Source organism: Microbacterium sp. ZXX196, from assembly GCF_009709595.1.
GTDB classification, from domain to species: Bacteria; Actinomycetota; Actinomycetes; order Actinomycetales; family Microbacteriaceae; genus Microbacterium; species Microbacterium excoecariae.
This window is the reverse complement of record NZ_WMEE01000003.1, coordinates 305,224-328,359: the sequence shown is the minus strand read 5'-3', so window position 1 is coordinate 328,359 and position 23,136 is coordinate 305,224. Positions and strand designations below refer to the sequence as shown.

Sequence of the window (23,136 nt, the reverse complement as noted above, 5' to 3'; positions counted from 1 at the left end):
CGTCATTCGAGCGTCGTCTCCGTGAGGGATCCGTGAGAGACCGCGAGCACGAGGTCGGGCGCGAGGCGACGGAGAAACACGTCGTCGTGGCTGACGATCACGAGCGCGCCGCCGTACGCCTCGAGTGCGCCGACGAGCTGGTCGACGGTCTCGACGTCGAGGTCGTTGGTCGGCTCGTCGAGGAGCAGGACGTCGGGGGCGGGATCCGCGAGCAGGAGCACGGCGAGCTGGGCGCGGAAGCGCTCCCCGCCGGAGAGCGAACGGACGGGCCGGTCGGCCGCGGCTCCCCGCAGGAGAAACTGCGCGAGCCGGTTGCGAAGATCTCGTTCGGGGAGATTCGGGGCGACCGCGCGCACGGCTTCCGCCGCGGAGGCGTCGCCGTTCATGCCGTCGCGACGCTGCGGCAGGTAGCCGACGCGATCGGAGTGCAAGGATCCACGAGGGCTTGCGCCTTCCCCGCCGCGGCGCATCGTCTCCAGCAGCGTCGATTTTCCCGCGCCGTTCGCGCCGACGAGCGCGACGCGCTCCGGGCCTTCGACGACCCACGACCGTTGCGCGTCGGCGAGTGTCGCGATCCGACGCCCGCGGGGAAGCTGGGGGTCGGGGAGGTCGAACACGGCGACGGCATCGTCGCGCACGCGACGTCCGGCGACGTCGGCGGCTTCCCGCGCGGCGTCCTCCGCCGCCCGGGCCTCGGTGCGCTGGCGTCCCGCTGTGACTTCCGCCGCCCGGCGGCGCGCGCCGGCGAGGATCTTCGGCATCGAGTCGGCGGCTGCGCGCCCGGATCGCGCGCGCCGAGCGATCCGCGTCTCCGCCTCGCGCCGTTCCCGCTTCTCGCGTGCCAGCTCCTTGCGCGCGTGGGTCTCGGCCTTCACGGCCGCGCGCTGGTGCTCCGCGAGGTGAGACAGCCACGCCGAGTAAGGGCCACCGAAGACGGTGAGGACGCCGTCGCGCAGCTCGGCGGTGTGGTCCATGATCTCGAGCAGCTCGAGGTCGTGCGACACGACGAGGAGCGTGCCCGGCCACGTGCGCACGAGCGCGTGCACGCGCTGCCGCGCCGAGCGGTCGAGGTTATTCGTGGGCTCGTCGAGAAGCGTCACGGCGGGGCGCTGGATCCGGACGCCCGCGAGCGCCGCGAGGACCGCCTCGCCCCCCGAGAGCTCCCCGACGGTGCGATCGAGCGTCGAGGCATCGAGCCCCGCCTCCGCGAGCGCGGCGCGCGCCCGGGCCTCGATGTCCCAGTCCTCGCCCACCTGGTCGAATCGCTCGGTCGCGACATCGCCGCGTTCGATGGCGCGGACCGCGTCCAGGGCTCGGGCGACGCCCAGAACGTCGGCGACGCGGCGTTGCGTATCGAGGCCAATCCCCTGTGGCAGGCCCGCGACCGCGCCGTCGGCGACGATCCGACCCGATGTGGGGGAGAGCTCGCCGGACGCGAGGCGCAGCAGCGTCGTCTTGCCGGTCCCGTTGCGGCCGACGAGACCGGTTCGCCCGTCGCCGAACGCCCCGGAGATGTTCGAGAGCGCGACGGATCCGTCCGGCCAGGAGTACGAAAGATGCTCGAAAACGAGCGAGGACATGGGGACTCCGATGATCAAGGCACGAGTGCGCTGATCACCGGGACCGTTGTCCCCGGGACGCTCGATGTGCGGCGAGCATCGACGAATCAGCGCGGGAAGGCGCTGCGCGATGCACGAAAGGCGTCGGTTCAGCGCGTTAGGCGTTGCCGAGGGTCCGCACGGTTTCGTTCCGATCGTCGGGGACAGGACCCGGCCATTGTACGCGGGGCCCGCCCGGCTCCCGACACAACGCAGTCAATCCGACGCCCGCCGTCGTCGTTTCCGCGGATCCGCCCGCTTCGCGCTGAATTTTGACTGCATTGTGTTCCGCAGGCGCCGCCGAATGATACGAATGCCGGTATATCTGAACGCGGTCTGTGTGGATCCCTTGACGCGCCTGAAACGTCTTACTACCGTCCCGGATAGCGCTTTCCATCGCGTGCGGGCCGCCGGCCCGCGCGGCGATTGAGCGCGCCCCGAGCGGGGCTCCGCGCCGGCGACGACGCCGGTGCGACGCGATCAGAGAGGATCGAATGTCCAGCGCATTTTGGCGCGCCGACGGCTCCCCCGGGGGCAGGCGCCGCACGATACGCACGATCAGCCAGGTGACCGCCGTCGCCCTCGTGGCCTCGGGGTCGGTCGCCATGGCGCCCGCCGCCGTGGCCGCCGTCCCGGCGGCCGAGGCCGCGGATCTCACGCCCGTCCGATTCGATTTCGGGCCCGGCGCCGTCCAGGCGGGCTATGAGCAGGTCACCGCCGACACGGCCTACTCGCCAGAGCGAGGCTACGGCTTCGTCGAGGGCGGATCCGTGACCGACGCGGACCGCGGCGGCGACGACGCGCTGCGCGGCGACTTCGTGACGCCCGCGGGGGCGACGTTCGTCGTCGACCTCGACAACGTCGACTACACCGTCTCGCTGATCGCGGGCGACGCCGAGGGCGCGACCGATATCGCGATCACGAGCGAGTTCATGCAGAAGGTGCAACCGACAAGCCGCGCGACGGGCGAGTACCTCGAGATGAGCTACGACATCGCGCTGGTCGATGGGCAGCTGTCGTTCACCTTCTCCGGCGAGACGCCAAACATCGCCGCTCTCGAGATCACCCCGCACCCGGCGCGCGAGGCGGCCGCGGTGCCGACCGCGTATCTGACCGGCGACTCGACGATGCAGACCTACGACCCCTACTGGGAGCCGCAGGCCGGCTGGGGCCAGATGTTCGAGCGCTTCCTGTCGGACGACGTCGCCGTCGACAACCAGTCGATCGGCGGCCGCAGCTCCCGGTCGTTCCTCGAGCAGGGGCGCCTCGACACGGTGCTCCGCAGCGTCCGGCCGGGCGACTACGTCTTCACGCAGTTCGGCCACAACGACGCCACGGAGTCCGTCCCCGAGCGCTACACGAGCCCCGAGGACTTCCGCGAGTACCTGAAGATCTACGTCGAGGGCACGCGCCAGCGGGGCGGGATCCCCGTGCTCGTGACCCCCGTGAACCGCCTCGACGTGAACACCGAGACGGGGCTGTTCAACGAGAGCTTTCCCGAGTACGTTCAGGCCGTGAAGGACGTCTCGGCCGAGCTCGACGTCGACATGGTCGACCTCTCCGCCTCAAGTCGCGCCTACCTCGACGCGATCGGGGTCGAGAACGCGAAATCCGTGTTCCTCCACGTCCCCGCCGGGGTGTATCCGAACCGCCCGGACGGCACGACCGACAACACGCACTTCCAGGAGTACGGCGCGATCCAGATGGCGCGGCTCGTCGCCACCGACGTCGCCGAGCTGGGGCTGCCGATCTCGGACGCCGTCGAGGTAACGACGCCGGACGCCGTGCCGGCCGCACCCGCCGGCGTGAGCGTGACGGGCACGACGGGCGCCTCCGTGTCCCTCGCCTGGGACGAGACGGAGGGCGCCGACATCTACCGGATCTACCGCGCGCCGTCCGGGTCCGACGACTTCGCCCTCGCGGGCACGTCGACGATCCCGCAGGCGTCGATCTCGGGCCTCGAGGAGGGCGCGGCGTACGACTTCCGCGTCGCCGCCGCGAACGGCCTGGGCGAGGGCGAGCGCAGCGCGGTCGTCTCCGCCACCACGCGGGTCGCCGAGTATCGATACGACTTCGGCCCGGTCGGATCCGTCGTCGCCGAAGGCTTCGACGAGGTCACGCGCGACACGATCTACGACGAGGAGACGGGCTTCGGGCTCGTGGACGCGAGCGGCATGATCGATCGCGACCGCGGATCCGACCTCGACGATGTCGCCCGCGACTTCGTCGCGGAGTTCGGTGGCGAGTACGAGTTCGTGACCGACGTGCCGAACGGCGAGTACTCCGCCGCCGTGACGGTCGGCGACCTGCTCGGAACCGTGCGCACCAACGTTGAGATGGAGGGGCGCGACCTCGGCGGCGTCTCCGCCAGCCGCGGCGCGAGCGAGAAGGTCTTCGAGGACATCGTGGTCCGCGACGGACAGCTGTCCGTGACGATCACGGGGCAGACGGGGCACCTCAACGGGCTGGAGATCACGCCGATCCTCGTCGCGCCGACGGGCCTGGCGCTCGACGGCGTCGAGATCTCGGGGCAGACGGGCACGGTCGCCCTGAGCTGGCAGGCCGCGCCGGAGGCCGAGTCGTACCGCGTGTATCGCACCGCGCCCGACGGCGCGGCCGAGCTCGTCGCCGAGACCGAGGGCACGAGCGCGACCGACGACACGGCGGCCGCCGGAAGCTCCTACAGCTACGCGGTCGCGGCCGTGACGCCGGGCGGCGAGTCCGTGCCGTCCGAAGAGGTCGCCGTCGACGTCATCGACCCCGACGTGGCGGCCCCCGCCGCACCCACGGGCCTCGCGGCGGTCGACGTTCAGGCGCGCGAGATCTCGCTCTCCTGGGACGAGACCGACACCGCGCTGTTCTACCTCGTGAGCCGCGCGGAGTCGGCGGACGGCGACTTCGAGGTCGTCGGCCGCACCGACGAGGCCGCGTTCACCGACACGGACGTCCTCACGACCGTGCCGTTCTTCTACCGGGTCCAGGCGGTGAACGCCGGCGGCGCGGGCGCGGCGTCCGACGTCCTCGAGACCCCGGCCGAGACGGTCCTGGCGCGCGACGCCGAGCGGATCGGGCGGCAGCCCGTCGCCGTCGCGCAGGACGGGGGCGTGTACCTCGGGTGGCGCATGAACGGTGACGACGCGGTCGACGTGGCGTTCCACGTCTATCGCGACGGCGAGCGGATCACCGCGGAGCCGGTCACGGGATCCACGAACCTCCTCGATGCCGACGGATCCGCCGACGCGACCTACCGCGTCTCGGAGGTGACGGACGACGGCGAGGTCTGGGCGACCGACGAGTTCGGCGTCTGGGGCGACCAGTTCCTTGACGTGCCGCTCGACAAGCCCGAGGGCGGGTACACGCCCGACGGGCAGCCCTACGAGTACACGGCGAACGACGCGACGGTCGGCGATGTCGACGGCGACGGGCAGTACGAGGTCGTGCTCCTGTGGAACCCGACCAACGCGAAGGACAACTCGCAGTCGGGGTACACCGGGAACGTGTTCCTCGACGCCTACGAGCTCGACGGCCAGAAGCTCTGGCGCATCGACCTCGGGCGCAACATCCGGGCGGGCGCGCACTACTCGCAGCCGATGCTCGCCGACGTCGACGGGAACGGATCCGCGGAGCTGTTCGTGAAGACGGCCGACGGCACGGTCGACGGCGAGGGGACTGTGATCGGCGACGCCGACGCGGACTGGCGGAACTCGTCCGGCTACGTGCTGCAGGGGCCGGAGTTCCTCACGGTCTTCGAGGGGGCGACGGGGCGCGCGGTCGACACGATCGACTTCATCCCGGAGCGCGGCGACGTCTCCTCGTGGGGCGATGGCTACGGCAACCGCGTCGACCGCTTCCTCGCCTCGGTGGCCTACCTCGACGGCGAGCATCCCAGCGTCGTCCTCAGCCGCGGCTACTACACCCGTGCGGTCATCTCGGCGTTCGACTTCGACGGCGAGAAGATCTCCACGCGGTGGACGTTCGACTCCTCCGAGCCGGGCAACGGTGACTACTACGGCCAGGGCAACCACAACATGAACGTGGCGGACATCGACGGCGACCAGAAGGACGAGATCGTCTACGGATCCGCCGCGATCGACGACGACGGCGAGGGGCTCTACTCGACGGGCCTGGGCCACGGCGACGCGCTCCACGTCAGCGACTTCGACCCGTCGCGCCCCGGCCTCGAGGTCTTCGCGGCGCAGGAGGACATGGGCCGCTCGGGCAACCGCGGCGCGACCTTCCGAGACGCGGCCACGGGTGAGATCCTCTGGGACATCCCGGCGGAGCGCGACACGGGGCGTGCGGCGATGGCCGACATCGATCCGCGCTACGAGGGCGCCGAGGGTTGGGCCGTCGGCGGCGACGCCGCGTGGAACTCGCGCGTCGGGCAGATGAAGAGCGCATCGGGAGAGCTCGTCTCGGAGACGATCCCGGCCGCGAACTTCGTGGGCCTGTGGGACGGCGACCTCCTCAGCGAGATCGTCGACCACGACTACAACGCGGAGACGGGATCCGGATCGCCCGTGATCTCGAAGTGGGACTACGAGGCGGGCGAGCAGGTCGCGATCTTCTCGCCCGAGGGCGTTCTCACGAACAACAGCACGAAGGGCAACCCGGCGCTCCAGGCGGACGTCTTCGGCGACTGGCGCGAGGAGGTCATGTATCGCACGACCGACTCGAGCGCGCTGCGCATCTTCACGACGGTCGACGTGACCGAGCACAAGCTGCGCACCCTGATGTCGGATCCCGCGTATCGCGTGGCCGTGCAGACGCAGCTGTCCGCCTACAACCAGCCCCCGCACACGAGCTACTTCCTCGGTGAGGGCATGGCGACACCGGCGGCACCGTCGCTGCACTACACGACGCCGGCGCCCGAGGCGGAGCCTGTCGCCGCCTCGCCCGTGTCCGTCGACGTATCGGCGCGCACGGTGGGCAAGAGCGTGATGCTCGAGGTCTCGGCGACGAACACCGGCGAGGGCGCCGTCCGCGTCGAGGTCTCCTCGGCCTTCGGCGACCGGAAGATCCCGCGCCTCGGCGCGGGGGCGGAGCGCACCGTGCGGATCCACACCCACGAGCGGGACGTCGCGGCCGGCACGATCGAGGTCACCGTCACGGACGCCGCGGGGGAGGTGACGACGACGACCGTCGCGTACGACGCGCAGGCCGCCCGATAGGGGCGACCACACACGGGGCGGGCGGTGCTGACGGGCACCGCCCGCCCTCGTTCATGCGCGGGGCGCGAGGCGGCCGCGGAGGAAGACGGCGAGGTCGTCGAGCTCCGCGGCGGAGACCGCGTGTGCGAGCCCCGGGTAGATCCGCCCCACCAGCTCGCTGTGGCCGGGCAGCCAGTCGGTCGTGTGCGCGATCGCGGCCGCGGGGATTACCTCGTCGGCGGATCCGCGCCCCCAGAACACGGGCGGCCTCCGCTCGGCGAGCGCCGCGTCGCCCGGCAGGTCGCCGCCCGCGGCGTACCCGGAGAGGTTCACGACGGCGTCGAACCGCTCGGGCGCGAGCCGCATCGCCTGGAGCGCGACCGCCCCGCCCTGCGAGAACCCGACGAGCACGACCGCGGGCGCGCTCGCCGCGGCGTCGTCGAGCCACTCGATCAGGCGGACGGCGGCGGCCGTGACGAGCTCCGGGTCGCGCGACTTAAGGCCCTCGATCGGGTACCAGGAATACCCGTCGAGAGGGAACGGCGGCGCGAGTGGAGCGCGCACGGAGGCGATCGCGTACGGATCCGGCATCCGCTCGCGGAGCGCGAAGAGGTCGCGCTCGTCGGATCCGTAACCGTGCAGCATCACGATCAGCGGGCGCGCTTCGGGGTCGGCGGACCAGAGGACGGCGTCGGAATCGAGGGGCGGCGTCTGCATGGATCCATTCTGGCCCGCACCCCCGACAGGGAAGATTCGCGGCGTGCGGGAATACCCTAGGGGGGTATATGGTTGTGATCCGTGACGAGAGGAACACCATGACCGACGCGCCGCACACACACGGCTATATCGAGGGCAAGGACCGCGTGCTCGCGCGGCTGCGCCGCATTGAGGGGCAGGTGCGCGGGATCCATCGCATGGTCGACGAGGAGAAGTACTGCATCGACATCCTGACGCAGGTCTCCGCGACGACGAAGGCGCTGGAGTCCGTGGCGCTGGGCCTGCTCGACGACCACCTCTCCCACTGCGTCGCCGACGCCGTTCGCGAGGGCGGACAGGTCGCCGACGAGAAGCTCACGGAGGCGTCCGATGCCATCGCGCGCCTCGTTCGTTCCTAGCCCCAGGAGGAAACCATGAACAAGACCTACACCGTCCAGGGCATGACCTGCCAGCACTGCGTCATGAGCGTCACCGAGGAGGTCTCGGACATCGCGGGCGTCGAGAAGGTCGACGTCGATCTCGCGACCGGACGCCTCAACGTCACGGCGTCCGAGATCGACGACGCGGCCGTCGCCGCCGCCGTCTCCGAGGCCGGGTACGCGCTCGCCGCGCCCGGTGACCTGGGGATCCGCCCCGCCTGACCGCGGGATCGCGAGGAGGAGAGATGAGCACCACCGAGCTGGATCTCGAGATCCAGGGAATGACCTGTGCCTCGTGCGCGGGTCGGATCGAGCGCAGACTGAACAAGCTCGACGGCGTGACGGCCGAGGTCAACTACGCCACCGAGAAGGCGCACGTGTCGTGGGAGGGGGATCTCACCCCCGACGACCTCGTGGGCGCCGTCGAGGCGGCCGGCTATGCCGCGACCCTGCCACGGCCCGACGAGGCCGACGCGCGGGGGCGTCACGTCCGCGCCCTCGGGCTGCGGCTCGCGGTGGTCGTCGCGCTGACGGTTCCCGTCGTCCTCCTCGCGATGGTCCCGCCGCTGCAGTTCCCCGGGTGGCAATGGGTCTCGCTGGCCCTCGCCCTGCCCGTCGTGCTCTGGGGCGGATCCGGGTTCCACCGCGCCGCGTGGACGAACCTGCGCCACGGCGCCGCCACGATGGACACGCTCGTGTCCGTCGGCACGCTCGCGGCGCTTGGCTGGAGCCTGTATGCGCTCGTCTTCGGCACCGCGGGAGAGATCGGGATGAGCCACGGCTGGTCCCTCCTCGCGACGCACGCGGACGGATCCGGCTCCATCTATCTCGAGGCGGCCGCGGGCGTGACCGCGTTCATCCTCGCCGGCCGGTACATCGAGGCCCGTTCCAAGCTCCGCGCGGGCGATGCGCTGCGCGCCCTGCTCGACCTCGGGGCCAAGGACGTCGCGGTGCGGCAGGCCGGCGGAACCGAGGTGCGCATTCCCGCCGACCGGCTCGCCGTGGGCGACGTGTTCGTCGTGCGCCCGGGCGAGAAGGTCGCGACCGACGGAGAAATTCTCGAGGGAGCGAGCGCCATCGACGCCTCGATGGTGACGGGCGAACCCGTTCCCGTCGAGGTGGGCCTCGGCGACCGCGTCGTCGGCGGCACGATCAACGCGAGCGGCGTGCTCGCGGTGCGGGCGACGCGGGTTGGATCCGACACCCAGCTCGCGCAGATGGCGCACCTCGTCGAACAGGCGCAGGCGTCGAAGGCCGACGCGCAGCGCATCGCCGACAAGATCGCGGGCGTCTTCGTCCCCATCGTCATCGTCGTCGCGCTCGGCACGCTCGCGGCGTGGCTCGTCCTCGGGCAGCCGGTCGCGGCGGCGTTCACGGCGGCCGTCGCGGTGCTCATCATCGCGTGCCCGTGCGCGCTCGGTCTCGCCACGCCGCTGGCCCTCATGATCGGCACCGGCACGGGCGCGCAGCACGGGATCCTCATCCGCGACGCGCAGGCGCTGGAACGCGCCCGCGCGATCGACACGATCGTGCTCGACAAGACGGGCACCGTCACGGCGGGCGCGATGAGCGTGCGCGGCGTGGAGGCCGCGGCGGGGGAGGACGCGGACGAGGTGTTGCGCATCGCCGCCGCCGTCGAGTCCGGTTCCGAGCACCCCATCGCCCGCGCGATCGTCGCGGCCGCGGAGGGCGCGCCCGCCGTGTCCGACTTCCGCGCGCTCGCGGGGCTCGGCGCCCAGGGCGTCGTCGAGGGCCGCGGCGCGGTCGTGGGCCGTCCCGCGCTGCTCGAGCAGTGGGCCGCGGAGCTCGACGCGGACCTGGCGCGGCGGTTCGCGGAGGCCGAGGCGTCGGGCGCGACGGTGGTCGCGGTCGCGTGGGACGGGCGCGCGCGCGGCGTCATCGCGATCGCCGACGCCGTCAAGCCCACGAGCCGCCAGGCGGTCGCGGAGCTGCGGGCGCTGGGCCTCGAGCCGGTGCTCGTCACGGGGGACGCCGAGGCGCCCGCGCGCGCCGTCGCGGACGAGGTCGGCATCGAGCGCGTCATCGCGGGGGTCCTCCCCGCCGAGAAGGTCGAGGTCGTCCGGCGCCTGCAGGCCGAGGGGCGCCAGGTGGCGATGGTCGGTGACGGCGTCAACGACGCCGCGGCCCTCGCGCAGGCGGATCTCGGCATGGCGATGGGCACGGGCACGGACGTGGCGATCGAGGCGAGCGACCTCACGCTCGTGCGCGGCGACCTGCGCGTCGCGGCCCAGGCCGTGCGGCTCTCGCGCCGCACGATCGCCATCATCCGCGGCAACCTGTTCTGGGCGTTCGCCTACAACGTCGCCGCGATCCCCGTCGCCGCGCTCGGCCTGCTCGCGCCCATGCTGGCGGGAGCCGCGATGGCGTTCAGCTCGGTGTTCGTCGTCCTGAACAGCCTCCGCCTGCGCCGCCTCCCCTAAGTCCACATTTCTCCGGTACGTCTCCGCGGAATCCGCGGAGACGTACCGGAGAAATGTGGATCTGGGCGGGGCGCGGTACCGTGTCCGCATGGCCGTGCGCACCCCCGATCCGGATCCCGAAGACCTCCCCGAGGACCCCCGCTTCTCGAGCGATCTCGGCATGAGCGGACTCGGCGCTGTGCCGGGCGGATCCGCCAATCCCGCCTGGCTCAGCGACGTCGAACTCGCCGAGATCCGCCGGCGCCTGCCGATCCTGTACGTCGAGGCGGTGCCGGTGCGCACCGACGGCACGGGGCAGGTGACCGAGGTTGGCATCCTGCTGCGCTCGACGAGCGTCGGATCGCTCACCCGCACGATCGTGTCGGGGCGCGTCCGCCACGGCGAGACCGTGCGCGACGCGCTGTTCCGCCACCTCGAGAACGACCTCGGCCCGATGGCGTTCCCGCAGGTGCCGCCGTCGCCCGCGCCCTTCACGGTGGCCGAGTACTTCCCGCTCCCGGGGGTGTCCGCGTTCCACGACGACCGCCAGCACGCGGTGTCGCTCGCGTACGTCGTGCCGGTCACGGGCACGTGCGAGCCGCGCCAGGACGCGCTCGAGGTGACCTGGATGTCGCCGGAGGAGGCGGCATCCGACGCGCTCGCGGCCGAGATGGAGGGCGGCCGCGGCACCCTGATCCGCCAGGCGCTCGCGAGCGTCGGCGCGCTGCGTTAGGCCCCCACAAGTCCACATTTCTCCGGCAAGTCTCCGCGGAATCCGCGGAGACTTGCCGGAGAAATGTGGACATAGGGCCGAAGCGCCTACGGGCCTCAGCCGATGTGGGGCATGGCGTGCGGATCCTCGAACACGGCGGTCGCATCGCCGAACGCCTGGCGGAGCGCCTGGCGCACCGCGACGATGCCCGGTGACTCGCGCGAGGACTCCCGCGCCGCGGTGAAGAGCTCGCGGTGCGGGTTCCCCGGGAGGTCGATGAGCCGCACCGGGCTCTCGTCGCCCGCGAGCAGCTGCTCGGGGAGAAGCCCCACGGCGTGCCCCGCGGAGATGAGGCGGACCTGGGCGAGGAGGTCCGCGGCGCTGTAGCGCACGTCCGGCTCGAAGCCGGCGGCGCGGCACTGCTGCACCGACCACGTCCGCACGGCCGTGCCCACCGGCTCCATGATCCACGGCGCCTCGGCCGCCTCCTCGAGCGAGCGGATCGGCGAATCGGGGCTGACGGCGAGGCGGATGGGGTCGCGCCCGAGCGTGACTCGGTCGAGGCCCGGCCGCCGCTCGCGGGTGTGGCCGGGGTACTGCTCGGCGATCACGAGGTCGAAACCGCGCGCCTCGACCTCGAACAATCCCTCCTCGGGCGGCACCACCCACGCCTCGATCCGCAGGCCGGGGTGGCTCACCCCCAGCATGTCGAGCATGCGCGGCAGCAGCGCGCGCGCCGAGGTCTGCAGCGCGGAAATGCGCACGGGCGCCGGGATCGGGTTGTCGAGATCGAGGTCCTCGCGCACGCGTTCCTCGAGCGCGAGGACGCGCGCCGCGTGTTCCGCGACCGCCTCGCCCTGCGCTGTCAGCCGCACGCGCCGCCCGTCGGCCTGGAGCAGGGAGACCCCCACCTCCTGCTCGAGCTGCGCGAGCTGCTGCGAGACCGTCGACGGCGAATAGTTCAGCGCGGCCGCGACCGCCGTGATCGTGCCGCGCAGCTGCAGCTCGCGCAGGAGCAGCAGGCGGTGCGTGCTCCATCCCATACTCATCGTTCGACAGTACCGAACGGATCCGTTCGGGCACCCGGGGTGGATCGGGGCGGATCCGGGGCGCACCATGGGGGAACGCGGTCGCGAGGAGGCGGCCGCGGACCGGGCGTGGGGTAGGCCGCGCGCCCGGGAGGGCGCCGCCGCAAATTGCTCGAAGAAATCGAATAAAGATCTTCGAAACTGTGAGCTTTACCTGACGGTTTTTCCCGCGCACGATGGGGTGACCGTTCTTGGAAAGAGGTGAACTTCATGACCATCGAGCCGCGCAACCACGCGCCGTTCCAGGCCCCAGACACGACAGGAGCCGCCGTGCATGCGACCATCGACGCCGCGCTCGCCGACGAGGCGATCGCGCAGGTGCGCGCGTGGCTCGTCGCCGCGCGCGAGGAGAAGGTCGACGCGGCCGCGAAGAACCTCGCGGGCGTGCTCAGCGACCCGAAGGGCCTCGACTTCGCCGTCGGGTTCGTCGACGGCGTCGTGCGGCCCGAGGACCTCCGCGTCGCCGCCCGGAACTTCCAGCTCGTCTCGCGCGGCGTGCCCGCCTTCCTCCCCGCGCCGCTGCGCGGCCTCGTGCGCCTGGGCGGCGCCGTCGCGCCGGCGTTTCCCGCCATCGTCGTGCCGATCGCGCGCAAGGTGCTGCGCGAGATGGTCCGCCACCTCATCGTCGACGCGACCGAGTCGAAGCTCGGCCCCGCGCTGCGAAAGATCGGCGGCGAGGGGATCCGCCTGAACGTCAACCTCCTCGGCGAGGCGATCCTCGGCCAGCGCGAGGCCGACCGGCGCGTCGCCGGCACGATGCGCCTGATCGAGCGCCCCGATGTCGACTACGTCTCGATCAAGGTCTCCTCGACCGTAGCCCCGCACAGCCTGTGGGCGCACGACCAGGCCGTGGCGCACGCCGTCGAGGCCCTCGCCCCCGTGTACCGCGCCGCGCTCGCGCACGATACGTTCCTCAACCTCGACATGGAGGAGTACAAGGACCTCGACCTCACCCTCGACGTCTTCCAGACCCTCCTCGACCGCGACGAGTTCCAGGCGAGCCGCGCGGGCATCGTCCTCCAGGCGTACCTGCCCGACGCGCTGTCGGCCATGATCCGCCTCCAGGAGTGGGCGTCGCGGCGCGTGGCCGCCGGCGGCGCGCCCATCAAGGTGCGCGTCGTGAAGGGCGCGAACCTCCCCATGGAGCAGGTCGACGCCGAGACGCACGAGTGGCCGCTCGCGACCTGGCCGTCCAAGCAGCACACGGACGCGGGATACAAGCAGGTTCTCGACTACGCCCTCACGCCCGAGCGCGTCGCGAACGTCGGCCTCGGCATCGCGGGGCACAACCTGTTCGACGTCGCTCTCGCGAAGCTCCTCGCCGAGCGCCGCGGGATCCGCATCGAGCCCGGCTCGCCCGTCGAGTTCGAGATGCTGCTCGGCATGGCGACCCAGCAGGCGGCGGTCGTGCGCCGCGACGTCGGCGAGCTGCTGCTCTACACGCCCGTCGTCCAGCCCGCCGAGTTCGACGTCGCGATCGCCTACCTCATCCGCCGCCTCGAGGAGGGCGCGAGCCCCGACAACTTCATGTCGGCCGTGTTCGACCTCGACCGCAACGAGGTCCTGTTCGCGCGGGAGAGGGATCGCTTCCTCACCTCGATCGACATGATGCCGACCGAGGTGCCCGCCCCGAACCGCGTGATGGACCGCCGCGAGGAGCAGCCCGCCGGTCCACGCGGCGCCTTCCGCGGCACCCCGGACACGGATCCGGCCGTCGCGGCCAACCGGGAGTGGGCGGCGGGGATTCGCTCCCGCATGCAGGACTCGCAGCTCGGCGTCGCCGCGCTCGAGGCGAACACGATCCGCGAGGCCGCGGATCTCGACGCCCTCGTGGCGGGCGCGCTGACGGCCGCCGAAGAGTGGGCCGCGCGTCCGCTCGCGGAGCGCGTGGAGATCCTGCACCGCGCCGGCGACGCGCTCGAGGCGCGCCGGGCCGACCTCCTCGAGGTCATGGGATCCGAGTGCGGCAAGGTCGTCGAGCAGGGCGACCCCGAGGTGAGCGAGGCGATCGACTTCGCCCACTTCTACGCCGCGAGCGCCGAGAAGGTCGCCGCCGTCGACGGGGCGACCTACGCGCCCGCGAAGGTCACGGCCGTGATCCCGCCGTGGAACTTCCCCGCCGCGATCCCCGCGGGCGGCGTCCTGGCGGCGCTTGCCGCCGGATCCGCCGTCGTGTTCAAGCCCGCGCGACAGGCGGCGCGCACGGGCGCCGTCGTGGCCGAGGCGCTCTGGGAGGCCGGCGTGCCGCGCGAGGTGCTGCGCCTCGTGCGCCTCGAGGGCCGCGAGCTCGGATCCCGTCTCCTCGCCCACGAGAGCGTCGACCAGGCGATCCTCACGGGCGCATACGAGACGGCCGAGCTGTTCCGCTCCTTCCGCGCCGACCTGCCGCTGCTCGCCGAGACGAGCGGCAAGAACGCCATCATCGTGACCCCGAGCGCCGATCTCGACCTCGCGGCGAAGGACATCGCGTACTCGGCGTTCGGCCACGCGGGCCAGAAGTGCTCGGCGGCGTCGCTCGTCGTGCTCGTCGGATCCGTCGCCACGAGCGAGCGCTTCCGCCGCCAGCTTCTCGACGCCGTCGACGGCTACGAGGTCGGTCTGCCGTGGACGGAGGGCGCCCGCATCGGACCGGTCATCGCGCCCGCCGAGGGCAAGCTCCTGCGCGGCCTCACGACGCTCGAGCCCGGCCAGTCGTGGCTGCGCCAGCCGAAGCAGCTCGACGAGGAGGGCGCGCTCTGGACGCCCGGGATCCGCGCCGGCGTGAAGCCGGGCTCCGAGTTCCACCTGACGGAGTACTTCGGTCCCGTCACGGGGATCATCGAGGCGGCGACGCTGGAGGAGGCGATCGAGATCGTCAACGCGGTCGACTACGGGCTCACCTCGGGCCTGCACTCCCTCGACGTCGACGAGATCCAGACGTGGCTCGGATCCATCCAGGCGGGCAACGCGTACATCAACCGGGTCATCACGGGCGCGATCGTTGAGCGTCAGCCGTTCGGCGGCTGGAAGAAGTCGGCGGTCGGTCCGGGCACGAAGGCCGGCGGGCCGAGCTACCTGTTCGGGCTCGGGGCGTGGGCGGACGCGCCGGTCCGGGGCGAGGGGCGACAGGATGCCGCCACGCGCCGCGCGCTCAAGGCCGTCCCCGCCGAGGAGCGGGCCTGGCTGGCCGCGGCCCTCTCGACGGACATCGCCGCGTGGGAGGACGAGTTCGGGCTCGCGCGCGACGTGCAGGGCCTCGAGCTCGAGCAGAACGTCCTGCGCTACGTCCCGACCGCCGTGACGGTGCGGTTCGAGGGCGGCCGCGAGGCGGAGCTCGTGCGGGTCGTCGCCGCCGGCGCCCGCATCGGCGCCCCTGTCGCCGTGTCGGCCGCGGCGCGCCCCACGCGCGCCGTCCGGGACTACCTCGCGGAGGTCGGCGCGCCGCTCCACGTCGACGACGGCGCGGCCTGGGCCGAACGCGCCGCGCGGTTTGCGGACCAGGGGGCCCGGATCCGGCTCATCGGCGGATCCGCGGATCCGATCGTGCGCGCCACGTCCGGCGAGCCGAACGTCGCGATCTACGCGGGCGAGGTCACGTCGGCCGGACGCGTCGAGATGCTGCCGTTCGTGCGCGAGCAGGCCGTGTCGATCACGGCGCACCGGTTCGGGAACCCCCGCCGGTACGAGGTGCCGGTGGTCGCCGGCGGCGGATCGGACCTCGTCGCGCGCTGATCCGCGCATCGCGGCGCCGCCCTCCCCGCACGCGGAGGGCGGCGCCGCTGATAGCGTTCGCACGGTCGGCGAAAGGGGCGGGCGCATGGGCGTCGTGGGATGGGCCGAGCGGCACCAGGTCGCGCTGTATCTGGGCGCGCTCGCGGCCGGCGCGGCCGGCGGGCTCCTCGTCCCGGCGGCGGGCCGCGCGCTCGCGCCCGCCATCGAGCCCGTCCTCGGCACGCTCCTGTTCGCGACCTTCCTGCAGGTCCCGCTCGCGCGGCTCGGCCGGGCGTGGCGGGACGGGCGCTTCCTCGCGGCGCTCGGCGTCGCAAACTTCGTCGTCGTGCCCCTCCTCGCGGGGGCCCTGTCGCGCCTCGTCGCCGACGACCGCGGGCTCCTCCTCGGTCTCCTCCTCGTCCTGCTCACGCCGTGCGTCGACTACGTCGTCGTCTTCACGGGCGCCGCGGGCGGCGATCGCGCGCGGCTGATCGCCGCCACGCCGCTGCTCATGCTCGCGCAGATAGCGCTCCTGCCCGCCTACCTCGCGCTGTTCGCGGGCGGCGAGCTCGTCGTGGATCCGGCGCCCTTCGCGCGCGCATTCCTCCTTCTCATCGCGCTCCCCCTCGCGCTCGCGGCCGCTGTCCAAGCCCTCGCCCGACGCCTCCCCGCCGTCCGCCGCGTTCCGCGCGCCGGCGAGGCCGCCATGGTGCCGCTCATGATGGTCACGCTCGTCGTCGTCGTCGCCTCGCAGATCGGGGAGGTCGGCCAGGCCGCCGCCGCCCTCGCGCGCCTCGTCCCGATCTACGCGGTGTTCGCGCTCGCGGCGGCCGCCCTCGGCGCGCTCGTCGCGCGCGCGTTCCGGCTGGATCCGCCCGCCTCCCGCGCCGTCGCCTTCTCGAGCGCGACCCGGAACTCGCTCGTCGTCCTTCCCCTCGCGCTCGCGACGCCCGACGCCCTCGCGCCGCTCGCCGTGGTCACGCAGACGCTGGTCGAGCTCGTCGCTCTCGTCGCGCTCGTGCGCGTCGTCCCGTGGGCGATTCCCGGCCGCCGGGTGGCACAATCGGAATCATGACCCGGTCCCGCAGCGCGCACGTGATGCGTGGCGCCGCGGCCTCCGCGGTCGCGACCTTCACGGCGCTCCTGTCGCACGTGACCGCCGGCGGCTTCCTGCCGACCCCCGTCGGGATCGCCGTCCCGCTGCTGCTCTCGCTCCCCGTGTGCGTCCTGCTCGCGGGGCGACGGCTGTCGCTCGCGCGGCTCGCGATCTCCGTCGTCGCCAGCCAGCTGCTGTTCCACGCGCTGTTCGTGCTGGGCGCGGACGGCGGATCCGTGGCCAGTGGCCACCACCATCACGCGGCCCCCGCGCTCGCTGCCGCCTCGCCGGAGGTCGCGGCCGCGCTCGCGGGCAACGCCGGCATGTGGCTGGGGCACGCCGCGGCCGCCCTCGCGACGATCGTGCTGCTGCACCGCGGCGAGCGCGAGATCCAGCGCGCGTTCGCCGTCCTCGCCGACGCCCTGGCGGCGCTCGCCCGGCGCCTGGCGGATCCCGCGCCCCTCGTCCCCGCCGAGCGCCCCCGCGCGCCGCGGATCGACGGCGCACCGGACGCGCGCCCCGGCGTGCTCCTCGCCTCCTGCCTGCTGCGCCGCGGGCCGCCCGCGCTCCTCGTTCGCTGACACCGCCGCCCGGCCCGCGCTCGCGCGCCGCGGGCGGCTTCATCGCGCGCCCCGACCGGAGCGCGACGCGAACGTGCGGGGCGCGAGGCGCCCCGCTGTAAGAGAGGCAGACCACCCCTATGCGATGGCGCACCCCATCGTTCGTGGGCGTGGCCGCGGCCGCCCTCGCCGTCCTCGTGACGGCGGCGCCCGCGCACGCGCACGATCAACTCATCGACAGCACCCCCGCCGCGGGCGACGCCCTCGCGGCGGCCCCCACCGAGATCGAGCTCGCCTACTCGGGCGACCTGCTCACCCTCGGCGACGGCACGAGCGGCGCCGACGTCCTCGTCGTCGACGAATCCGGCCACGACTGGGCCGACGGCGCCGTCGAGATCGACGGCAACACCGCGACCGTCCCCCTCGAGGAGGGGATGCCCGACGCCGGCTACCAGATCCGCTGGCAGGTCGTGTCCGAGGACGGCCACCCCATCACGGGCGTCGTCCCGTTCACCGTCGGGGACGCGGACCCCTACGAGGCGCCCGCGGCGGACGACGAGGAATCCGCGGACGCGGCGACGGCACCGGACGCCGCGGAGGCGGAGGAGTCCTCCGCGCCGCGCGTCGTGGTGGTCGCGCTCGCCGGGGCACTCGTCGCCGCCGGCGCGTTCGCCGTCATCACTTTTCTGCGCCGCCGGGCGGCGCGCGCCGCGTCGGACGACGCGCACGAGAACACGAATTGAGAAGGACATTCCCATGCACACGACCACGACAGCACACCGCCTCGGCCGCACGGCCTTCGGCCTCCTCCTGCTGACGGGCGCGTCCGCGCTCGCGGGCTGCGCCGCCGGCGGATCCGCCGATCAGACCGCCGACGAGACGGCCGCCGAGGCCGTCACGATCGAGGACGCTTGGGTCAAGGCCGCGGACTCCGGGATGTCGGCGGCCTTCGGCGTTCTGACCAACGACTCCTCCGCCGACGTCACGGTCGTCTCGGCCGAGACCGAGGCCAGCGCGATGATCGAGCTGCACGAAACCGTCGAGTCCGAGACGGGCGAGACGATCATGCGCGAGATCGACGGCGGGTTCGTCGTCCCCGCCGACGGTACGTACGGGCTCGAGCCCGGCGGCAGCCACCTCATGCTCATGGAGCTGACGGATCCGCTCGAGGCGGGCGAGGAGGTCGAGTTCACGCTCACCTTCGGCGACGGATCCACGGCGACGTTCGAGGCCCCGGTCAAGGACTACTCGGGCGCGAACGAGAACTACGGCGGCGCGTCGGACATGGACATGGACGAGTCTGACATGGACATGGACCACTGATGGCGGCGCCCGATTCGGGCGCGCAGGGTCGGCGGGGCGGGCCGAGCCGGCGGCAGTTCCTCCTCGGGGGAGCGGTCGCCGGCCTCGGCGCGACCCTGGCGGTCGGCCTCGATGCCGCGCTGCGCCCCGGCGACGAGCCCGCGTCCGCGCCCGCGGATCCGCCCCATGGGGAGGACACGATCCCGTTTCACGGCGCCCACCAGGCGGGCATCGCGGCGGGCGACCAGGCCCACGGCGTGTTCGTGGCGCTCGACCTCGCGGGAGGCGCGGGGCGCGACGACCTCCGCCGCCTCATGCGGATCCTCACCGACGACGCCGCCCGGCTCACGCGCGGCGAGGCCGCCCTGGCGGACTCGGAGCCAGAGCTCGCCGCGAGCCCCGCGCGCCTGACCGTCACGTTCGCGTTCGGCCCGGGCTTCGTGGCCGCCGCGGGCGGGACGGCACCGGCCTGGCTCGCGCCGCTCCCTGCCTTCTCGGTGGACCGCCTGCGCCCCGAGTTCACGGGCGGCGACCTCCTGATCCACGTCGCGAGCGACGACCCGATCACCCTCGCGCACGCCGCGCGCATGCTCCTGAAGGACGCCCGGTCGTTCGCGTCGGTGCGCTGGACGCAGCGCGGCTTCCGCCGGGCCCACGGATCCGTCCCCGACGGCACCACGCAGCGAAACCTCTTCGGGCAGGTCGACGGCACCGTCAACCCGCGCCCCGGGACGGAGGACTTCGACGCGGTCGTGTGGAGCACAGGCGGCTGGATGGCCGGCGGCACCGGCATGGTGGTGCGTCGCATCGCGATGAACCTGGACACGTGGGACGAGCTCGACCGGCCCGGCCGCGAGTCCGCCGTGGGCCGCCGCCTCGACACGGGCGCCCCGCTCACGGGCACGGACGAGTTCGACGAGCCGGACTTCGCGGCCACGAGCGCGATCGGCTTCCCCGTCATCCCGACGTTCTCGCACATGGCGCGGGCCCGAGGGGACGGATCCGAGCGGATCTTCCGCAAGGCGTACAACTACGACGAGCGGCCCTCGGGCACGGACGTGTCGAACGCGGGGCTGGTCTTCGTCTCGTACCAGGCCGACGTGGCGGCGCAGTTCGTCCCGATCCAGCGCCGCCTGGACGAGGTGGACCTGCTCAACGAGTGGACGACGCCCATCGGATCCGCCGTCTTCGCCGTGCCGCCCGGGTGCGCCGAGGGCGGATACATCGGCGAGACGCTGCTGGGGGAGTGAGGCGCCCCGCGCCTCAGCCGCAGACGCGGGCGACGAGGCCGACGAACCGGTCGACGTCGCCCGCCTCGGTGTCCCAGCTCGTCAGCCACCGCACCTCGCGCGTGACCGCGTTCCAGTCGTAGAACGCGGCCTGCTGCCGCAGCGCGTCGGCGGCGCCCTCGGGCAGCGTCGCGAAGACGCCGTTGACCTCGGTCGGCTGGGTGAACGCCACGCCGGAGACGGATCCGTCCGCGATCCGCTCCTCGATGCCGCGGCGCAGGCGCTGGGCCATGGCGTTGGCCTGCGCGCCCGCGCGGATCCAAAGGTCGTCGGTGAGGAGGGCGAGCAGCTGGGCGGAGACGAAGCGCATCTTGCTCGCGAGCTGCATGGTGTTCTTGCGGAGGAACTCGATCCCCGTGACGGCCGCCGGGTTCAGCACGACGACGGCCTCGGCGCCCATCGCGCCGATTTTCGTGCCGCCGAAGCTCAGCACGTCCACCCCCGCGTCGCGGGTGAACGCGCCCAGCGGGGCGCCGAGCGCGGCCGCCGCGTTCGCGATGCGCGCGCCGTCCATGTGCACCGCGAGCCCGAGGGAGTGGGCCGCCTCCGCGACCGCCGCCACCTCGTCCGGCGTGTAGAGCGTGCCCAGCTCGGTCGACTGGGTGAGGGAGACCGCCTGCGGCACGATCGTGTGCACGCCGCGGGAGCCCGCGTGCGCGCGGACGGCCTCCGGGGTCAGCTTCGCGTCGGGCGTCGGCACCGGGAGAATCTTGAAGGCTCCCACCTTCTCCGGCGCCCCGCCCTCGTCGGTGTTGATGTGCGCGATCGCGGGCGCGACGACCCCGCCCCACCGCGTGAGGAGGCTCTGCAGGCCCACGACGTTCGCGCCCGTGCCGTTGAAGACGGGGAAGACCTCCGTCTCGGGTCCGAGCAGGTCGCGAAAGCGCGCGCGGAGCGCGGCCGTGTAGGGGTCCTCCCCGTAGGCCGGGGCGTGCCCGCCGTTCGCCGCGGCGACCGCCGCGATCACCTCGGGATGCGCGCCCGCGTAGTTGTCGGAGGCGAAGCCACGGATCCCGGTGTCGTGCAGTCGTTCCACCCGATCAGGCTACGCCGCGCGGGTCAGCCGGGCGGATTCCGTAGGCTGGACGCATGACGGATCCGCGCTCACAGTCCACGTATCAGGTGCGCCTCGGATGGGGCGAGCGGGGGCTCGACGAGCTCGCGCCGGCCGGCGTCGTCATCGTTGTCGACGTGCTCGGCTCGGCGGATCCGCTCGCCGCGCGGGCCATCGCCATGGGGCACGGGCCGACGGTCCTGATCGGGACGCTCCGCAACGCGACGGCGACCGCGCAGGCCGCCTACGACGAGCAGCTCGCGCGCGGCGGCCGGACCGCGATCGCGCTCGTGCTCGCGGGCGACGACGGCGCGTTCGCGGTCGAGGACTACCTCGCGGCCGGCGCGATCGGCGACGCGCTGACCGCGCGGGGCATCGACCACTCGGCCCCCGACGTCGCCGTCGCGACCGAGGGCTTCCGCGCGCTGGGCCGCGCCGTGAAGCACCTCGTGTCCGCGAGCGCATCGGGGCTCGCGCTCGCCGCGGAGGGGCGCCGCGACGAGGTCCGCGCCGCCGCGGAGGTCGACGCCGACGCCGAGTCCACGCTCGTCGTCGGCCCCGGCGCGTAGCGCCGCGCGTCAGCGGCGCGCGGCCTCCGTGCGCACGGTCGTGGACAGGGGCGCAGGGCCCTGCCCGTCGGCGGGCAGCTCGGGGAGGTCCCGCGGCATCTCGTCCTCGTACTCGTCGAGCCCGCCGCCGTGGCCGTCGTCGACCATGGAGCGCTCGTCGAACGGCACCTTTCCCGAGAGGACGTCGAGCGCGCGCTCGCGGTCAAACTCGCGGGTCCACGTGCCGATGATGATGGACGCGACCGCGTTGCCCGTGAAGTTCGTCAGAGCGCGCGCCTCCGACATGAAGCGGTCGATGCCCGTGATCATGCCGACGCCGTCGACCATGTCGGGGCGGTAGGTCTGCAGGCCGCCCGCGAGGGTCGCGAGCCCGGCCCCGGAGACGCCCGCGGCGCCCTTCGAGGCGATGATCATGAACGCGAGCAGGCCGATCTGCTCGGGGATCGACAGCGGGGTACCCATGGCGCTCGCGATGAACAGCGAGGCCATCGTGAGGTAGATCGCGGTGCCGTCGAGGTTGAACGAGTAGCCCGTCGGGATCGTGATGCCCGCGACGGGCTTCGAGACGCCGACGTGCTCCATCTTCGCGATCAGGCGCGGCAGCGCCGACTCGCTCGAGGAGGTCGAGACGATGAGCAGGTACTCGCGCCCGAGGTACTTCATGAGGCGGAAGATGTTGATGCGCGCGACGAACCACAGCACCGCCGCGAGGACGACGCCGATGAAGATCACGCAGGTCGCGTAGAAGGCCACCATGAGGACGGCGAGCGCGCCGACGGCCTCCCAGCCCGTCTGCCCGACGACGCCCGCGATCGCGCCGAACGCACCGATGGGCGCGACCCACAGCACCATCGTCAGGACGCGGAACACGACCGCCTGGACGTTCCGGATCGCCTCGAGGATCGGTTCGCCCCGCGCGCCCATCTGCTGAATCGCGAATCCGACGAGCAGAGCGACGAACAGCACCTGCAGGACCGACTCGCCCGTGAGCGGGGAGAACAGCGTGGTGGGGATGATGCCGAGGAGGAAGTGCTCGGTGCTCGAGTCCTCGCCCGTGGCCTCGTAGGAGGAGCCGGAGATGTCGAGGCCCGCGCCGGGGTGGATGAAGTTGCCCACGACGAGGCCGAGGAACAGTGCGAAGGTCGACATCACGAGGAAGTACGCCAGCGCGAGGCCGCCGACCTTGCCGACCGTTGCGGCCTTCGCGATCGACCCGATCCCCAGCACGATCGTGCAGAAGATGACCGGGGCGATCATCATCTTGATGAGCGCGACGAAGCCGGATCCGATCCACGCGAGCGAGGCTCCGAAGTCGGGCGCCAGGAGGCCGACGGCGACGCCCGAGACGACGGCGACGATGACGGCGATGTAGAGCCAGTGCTCCTTGCCGACGCCCTTCTTGCGGGCGGTGGGTGACGGCGTCTTTGCCATGGGTGTTCCTCTCGACGGGCACAGTCGTTGTGCGCGATGTT

The 23,136-nt window shown here is 72.8% G+C and carries 17 protein-coding genes; 12 read left to right on the top strand and 5 right to left on the bottom strand.

Annotation, left to right across the window (positions count from 1 at the left end; translation table 11 throughout):
• Positions 1 to 2: 2 nt before the first annotated feature.
• Positions 3 to 1,580 (bottom strand): ABC-F family ATP-binding cassette domain-containing protein, encoded by a 1,578-nt coding sequence (locus tag GJQ66_RS04965; protein WP_155048207.1) that lies wholly within the window; start codon positions 1,578 to 1,580, stop codon positions 3 to 5.
• Between the two features lie 512 nt (positions 1,581 to 2,092).
• On the opposite strand from GJQ66_RS04965, the gene GJQ66_RS04960 reads away from it, so the two are divergent.
• Positions 2,093 to 6,769 carry a fibronectin type III domain-containing protein gene (locus tag GJQ66_RS04960; protein ID WP_155048206.1) on the top strand — a complete coding sequence of 1,559 codons (4,677 nt, stop codon included), beginning with the start codon at positions 2,093 to 2,095 and terminating at the stop codon, positions 6,767 to 6,769.
• Between the two features lie 51 nt (positions 6,770 to 6,820).
• Here the strand turns inward: GJQ66_RS04960 and GJQ66_RS04955 are convergent, their stop codons facing one another.
• Positions 6,821 to 7,465: an alpha/beta hydrolase gene (locus GJQ66_RS04955; protein ID WP_155048205.1), complete on the bottom strand. Its 645-nt coding sequence runs from the start codon at positions 7,463 to 7,465 to the stop codon at positions 6,821 to 6,823.
• 68 nt (positions 7,466 to 7,533) lie between these two features.
• Between GJQ66_RS04955 and GJQ66_RS04950 the strand changes: the two genes are divergently transcribed.
• The 4 genes from GJQ66_RS04950 (at position 7,534) to GJQ66_RS04935 (ending at position 11,037) form a co-directional block, all read left to right on the top strand.
• Positions 7,534 to 7,863 carry a metal-sensitive transcriptional regulator gene (locus tag GJQ66_RS04950; protein WP_306461796.1) on the top strand — a complete coding sequence of 110 codons (330 nt, stop codon included), beginning with the start codon at positions 7,534 to 7,536 and terminating at the stop codon, positions 7,861 to 7,863.
• A gap of 15 nt (positions 7,864 to 7,878) precedes the next feature.
• Complete coding sequence (locus GJQ66_RS04945; protein ID WP_155048204.1) at positions 7,879 to 8,106, top strand: heavy-metal-associated domain-containing protein; 228 nt, start codon at positions 7,879 to 7,881, stop codon at positions 8,104 to 8,106.
• Between the two features lie 23 nt (positions 8,107 to 8,129).
• Positions 8,130 to 10,325: a cation-translocating P-type ATPase gene (locus GJQ66_RS04940; protein ID WP_155048203.1), complete on the top strand. Its 2,196-nt coding sequence runs from the start codon at positions 8,130 to 8,132 to the stop codon at positions 10,323 to 10,325.
• Between the two features lie 88 nt (positions 10,326 to 10,413).
• Positions 10,414 to 11,037 (top strand): NUDIX hydrolase family protein, encoded by a 624-nt coding sequence (locus GJQ66_RS04935; RefSeq protein ID WP_155048202.1) that lies wholly within the window; start codon positions 10,414 to 10,416, stop codon positions 11,035 to 11,037.
• A 95-nt stretch (positions 11,038 to 11,132) separates the two neighbouring features.
• Here the strand turns inward: GJQ66_RS04935 and GJQ66_RS04930 are convergent, their stop codons facing one another.
• On the bottom strand, positions 11,133 to 12,065 hold the full coding sequence (locus GJQ66_RS04930; protein ID WP_230379264.1) for a LysR family transcriptional regulator: 933 nt from the start codon (positions 12,063 to 12,065) through the stop codon (positions 11,133 to 11,135).
• Positions 12,066 to 12,314: 249 nt separating this feature from the next.
• On the opposite strand from GJQ66_RS04930, the gene GJQ66_RS04925 reads away from it, so the two are divergent.
• The 6 genes from GJQ66_RS04925 (at position 12,315) to GJQ66_RS04900 (ending at position 20,002) form a co-directional block, all read left to right on the top strand.
• Entirely contained in the window at positions 12,315 to 15,815 is a 3,501-nt protein-coding gene (locus GJQ66_RS04925) for a bifunctional proline dehydrogenase/L-glutamate gamma-semialdehyde dehydrogenase (protein WP_155048201.1), read from the top strand.
• A gap of 85 nt (positions 15,816 to 15,900) precedes the next feature.
• Complete coding sequence (locus GJQ66_RS04920; protein WP_155048200.1) at positions 15,901 to 16,869, top strand: arsenic resistance protein; 969 nt, start codon at positions 15,901 to 15,903, stop codon at positions 16,867 to 16,869.
• On the top strand, positions 16,866 to 17,471 hold the full coding sequence (locus GJQ66_RS04915; protein ID WP_155048199.1) for a hypothetical protein: 606 nt from the start codon (positions 16,866 to 16,868) through the stop codon (positions 17,469 to 17,471). Before GJQ66_RS04920 ends, GJQ66_RS04915 begins: the two co-directional genes overlap by 4 nt.
• Before the next feature lie 119 nt (positions 17,472 to 17,590).
• Positions 17,591 to 18,193, top strand: a complete 603-nt coding sequence (locus GJQ66_RS04910) for a copper resistance protein CopC (RefSeq protein ID WP_155048198.1) — start codon at positions 17,591 to 17,593, stop codon at positions 18,191 to 18,193.
• Positions 18,194 to 18,206: 13 nt separating this feature from the next.
• Complete coding sequence (locus GJQ66_RS04905; RefSeq protein ID WP_155048197.1) at positions 18,207 to 18,773, top strand: copper chaperone PCu(A)C; 567 nt, start codon at positions 18,207 to 18,209, stop codon at positions 18,771 to 18,773.
• A complete protein-coding gene (locus GJQ66_RS04900) occupies positions 18,773 to 20,002 on the top strand; it encodes a Dyp-type peroxidase (protein WP_155048196.1) in 1,230 nt (409 codons plus the stop codon). Before GJQ66_RS04905 ends, GJQ66_RS04900 begins: the two co-directional genes overlap by 1 nt.
• A 13-nt stretch (positions 20,003 to 20,015) precedes the next feature.
• On the opposite strand, the gene GJQ66_RS04895 is transcribed toward GJQ66_RS04900, so the two are convergent.
• Entirely contained in the window at positions 20,016 to 21,077 is a 1,062-nt protein-coding gene (locus tag GJQ66_RS04895) for a low specificity L-threonine aldolase (RefSeq protein ID WP_368732674.1), read from the bottom strand.
• 53 nt (positions 21,078 to 21,130) lie between these two features.
• On the opposite strand from GJQ66_RS04895, the gene GJQ66_RS04890 reads away from it, so the two are divergent.
• Positions 21,131 to 21,664 (top strand): 2-phosphosulfolactate phosphatase, encoded by a 534-nt coding sequence (locus tag GJQ66_RS04890; RefSeq protein WP_155048195.1) that lies wholly within the window; start codon positions 21,131 to 21,133, stop codon positions 21,662 to 21,664.
• Positions 21,665 to 21,673: 9 nt separating this feature from the next.
• Here the strand turns inward: GJQ66_RS04890 and GJQ66_RS04885 are convergent, their stop codons facing one another.
• Positions 21,674 to 23,095, bottom strand: a complete 1,422-nt coding sequence (locus GJQ66_RS04885) for a cation:dicarboxylase symporter family transporter (protein WP_155048194.1) — start codon at positions 23,093 to 23,095, stop codon at positions 21,674 to 21,676.
• Between the last annotated feature and the right edge of the window lie 41 nt (positions 23,096 to 23,136).

Coding starts and splice junctions, on each gene's coding strand:
- GJQ66_RS04915 (WP_155048199.1), top strand. CDS start 16,866: ATGACCCGGTCCCGCAGCGCGCACGTGATGCGTGGCGCCGCGGCCTCC.
- GJQ66_RS04890 (WP_155048195.1), top strand. CDS start 21,131: ATGACGGATCCGCGCTCACAGTCCACGTATCAGGTGCGCCTCGGATGG.
- GJQ66_RS04905 (WP_155048197.1), top strand. CDS start 18,207: ATGCACACGACCACGACAGCACACCGCCTCGGCCGCACGGCCTTCGGC.
- GJQ66_RS04930 (WP_230379264.1), bottom strand. CDS start 12,065: ATGAGTATGGGATGGAGCACGCACCGCCTGCTGCTCCTGCGCGAGCTG.
- GJQ66_RS04920 (WP_155048200.1), top strand. CDS start 15,901: ATGGGCGTCGTGGGATGGGCCGAGCGGCACCAGGTCGCGCTGTATCTG.
- GJQ66_RS04900 (WP_155048196.1), top strand. CDS start 18,773: ATGGCGGCGCCCGATTCGGGCGCGCAGGGTCGGCGGGGCGGGCCGAGC.
- GJQ66_RS04940 (WP_155048203.1), top strand. CDS start 8,130: ATGAGCACCACCGAGCTGGATCTCGAGATCCAGGGAATGACCTGTGCC.
- GJQ66_RS04910 (WP_155048198.1), top strand. CDS start 17,591: ATGCGATGGCGCACCCCATCGTTCGTGGGCGTGGCCGCGGCCGCCCTC.
- GJQ66_RS04965 (WP_155048207.1), bottom strand. CDS start 1,580: ATGTCCTCGCTCGTTTTCGAGCATCTTTCGTACTCCTGGCCGGACGGA.
- GJQ66_RS04960 (WP_155048206.1), top strand. CDS start 2,093: ATGTCCAGCGCATTTTGGCGCGCCGACGGCTCCCCCGGGGGCAGGCGC.
- GJQ66_RS04935 (WP_155048202.1), top strand. CDS start 10,414: ATGGCCGTGCGCACCCCCGATCCGGATCCCGAAGACCTCCCCGAGGAC.
- GJQ66_RS04950 (WP_306461796.1), top strand. CDS start 7,534: ATGGTTGTGATCCGTGACGAGAGGAACACCATGACCGACGCGCCGCAC.
- GJQ66_RS04955 (WP_155048205.1), bottom strand. CDS start 7,465: ATGCAGACGCCGCCCCTCGATTCCGACGCCGTCCTCTGGTCCGCCGAC.
- GJQ66_RS04925 (WP_155048201.1), top strand. CDS start 12,315: ATGACCATCGAGCCGCGCAACCACGCGCCGTTCCAGGCCCCAGACACG.
- GJQ66_RS04885 (WP_155048194.1), bottom strand. CDS start 23,095: ATGGCAAAGACGCCGTCACCCACCGCCCGCAAGAAGGGCGTCGGCAAG.
- GJQ66_RS04945 (WP_155048204.1), top strand. CDS start 7,879: ATGAACAAGACCTACACCGTCCAGGGCATGACCTGCCAGCACTGCGTC.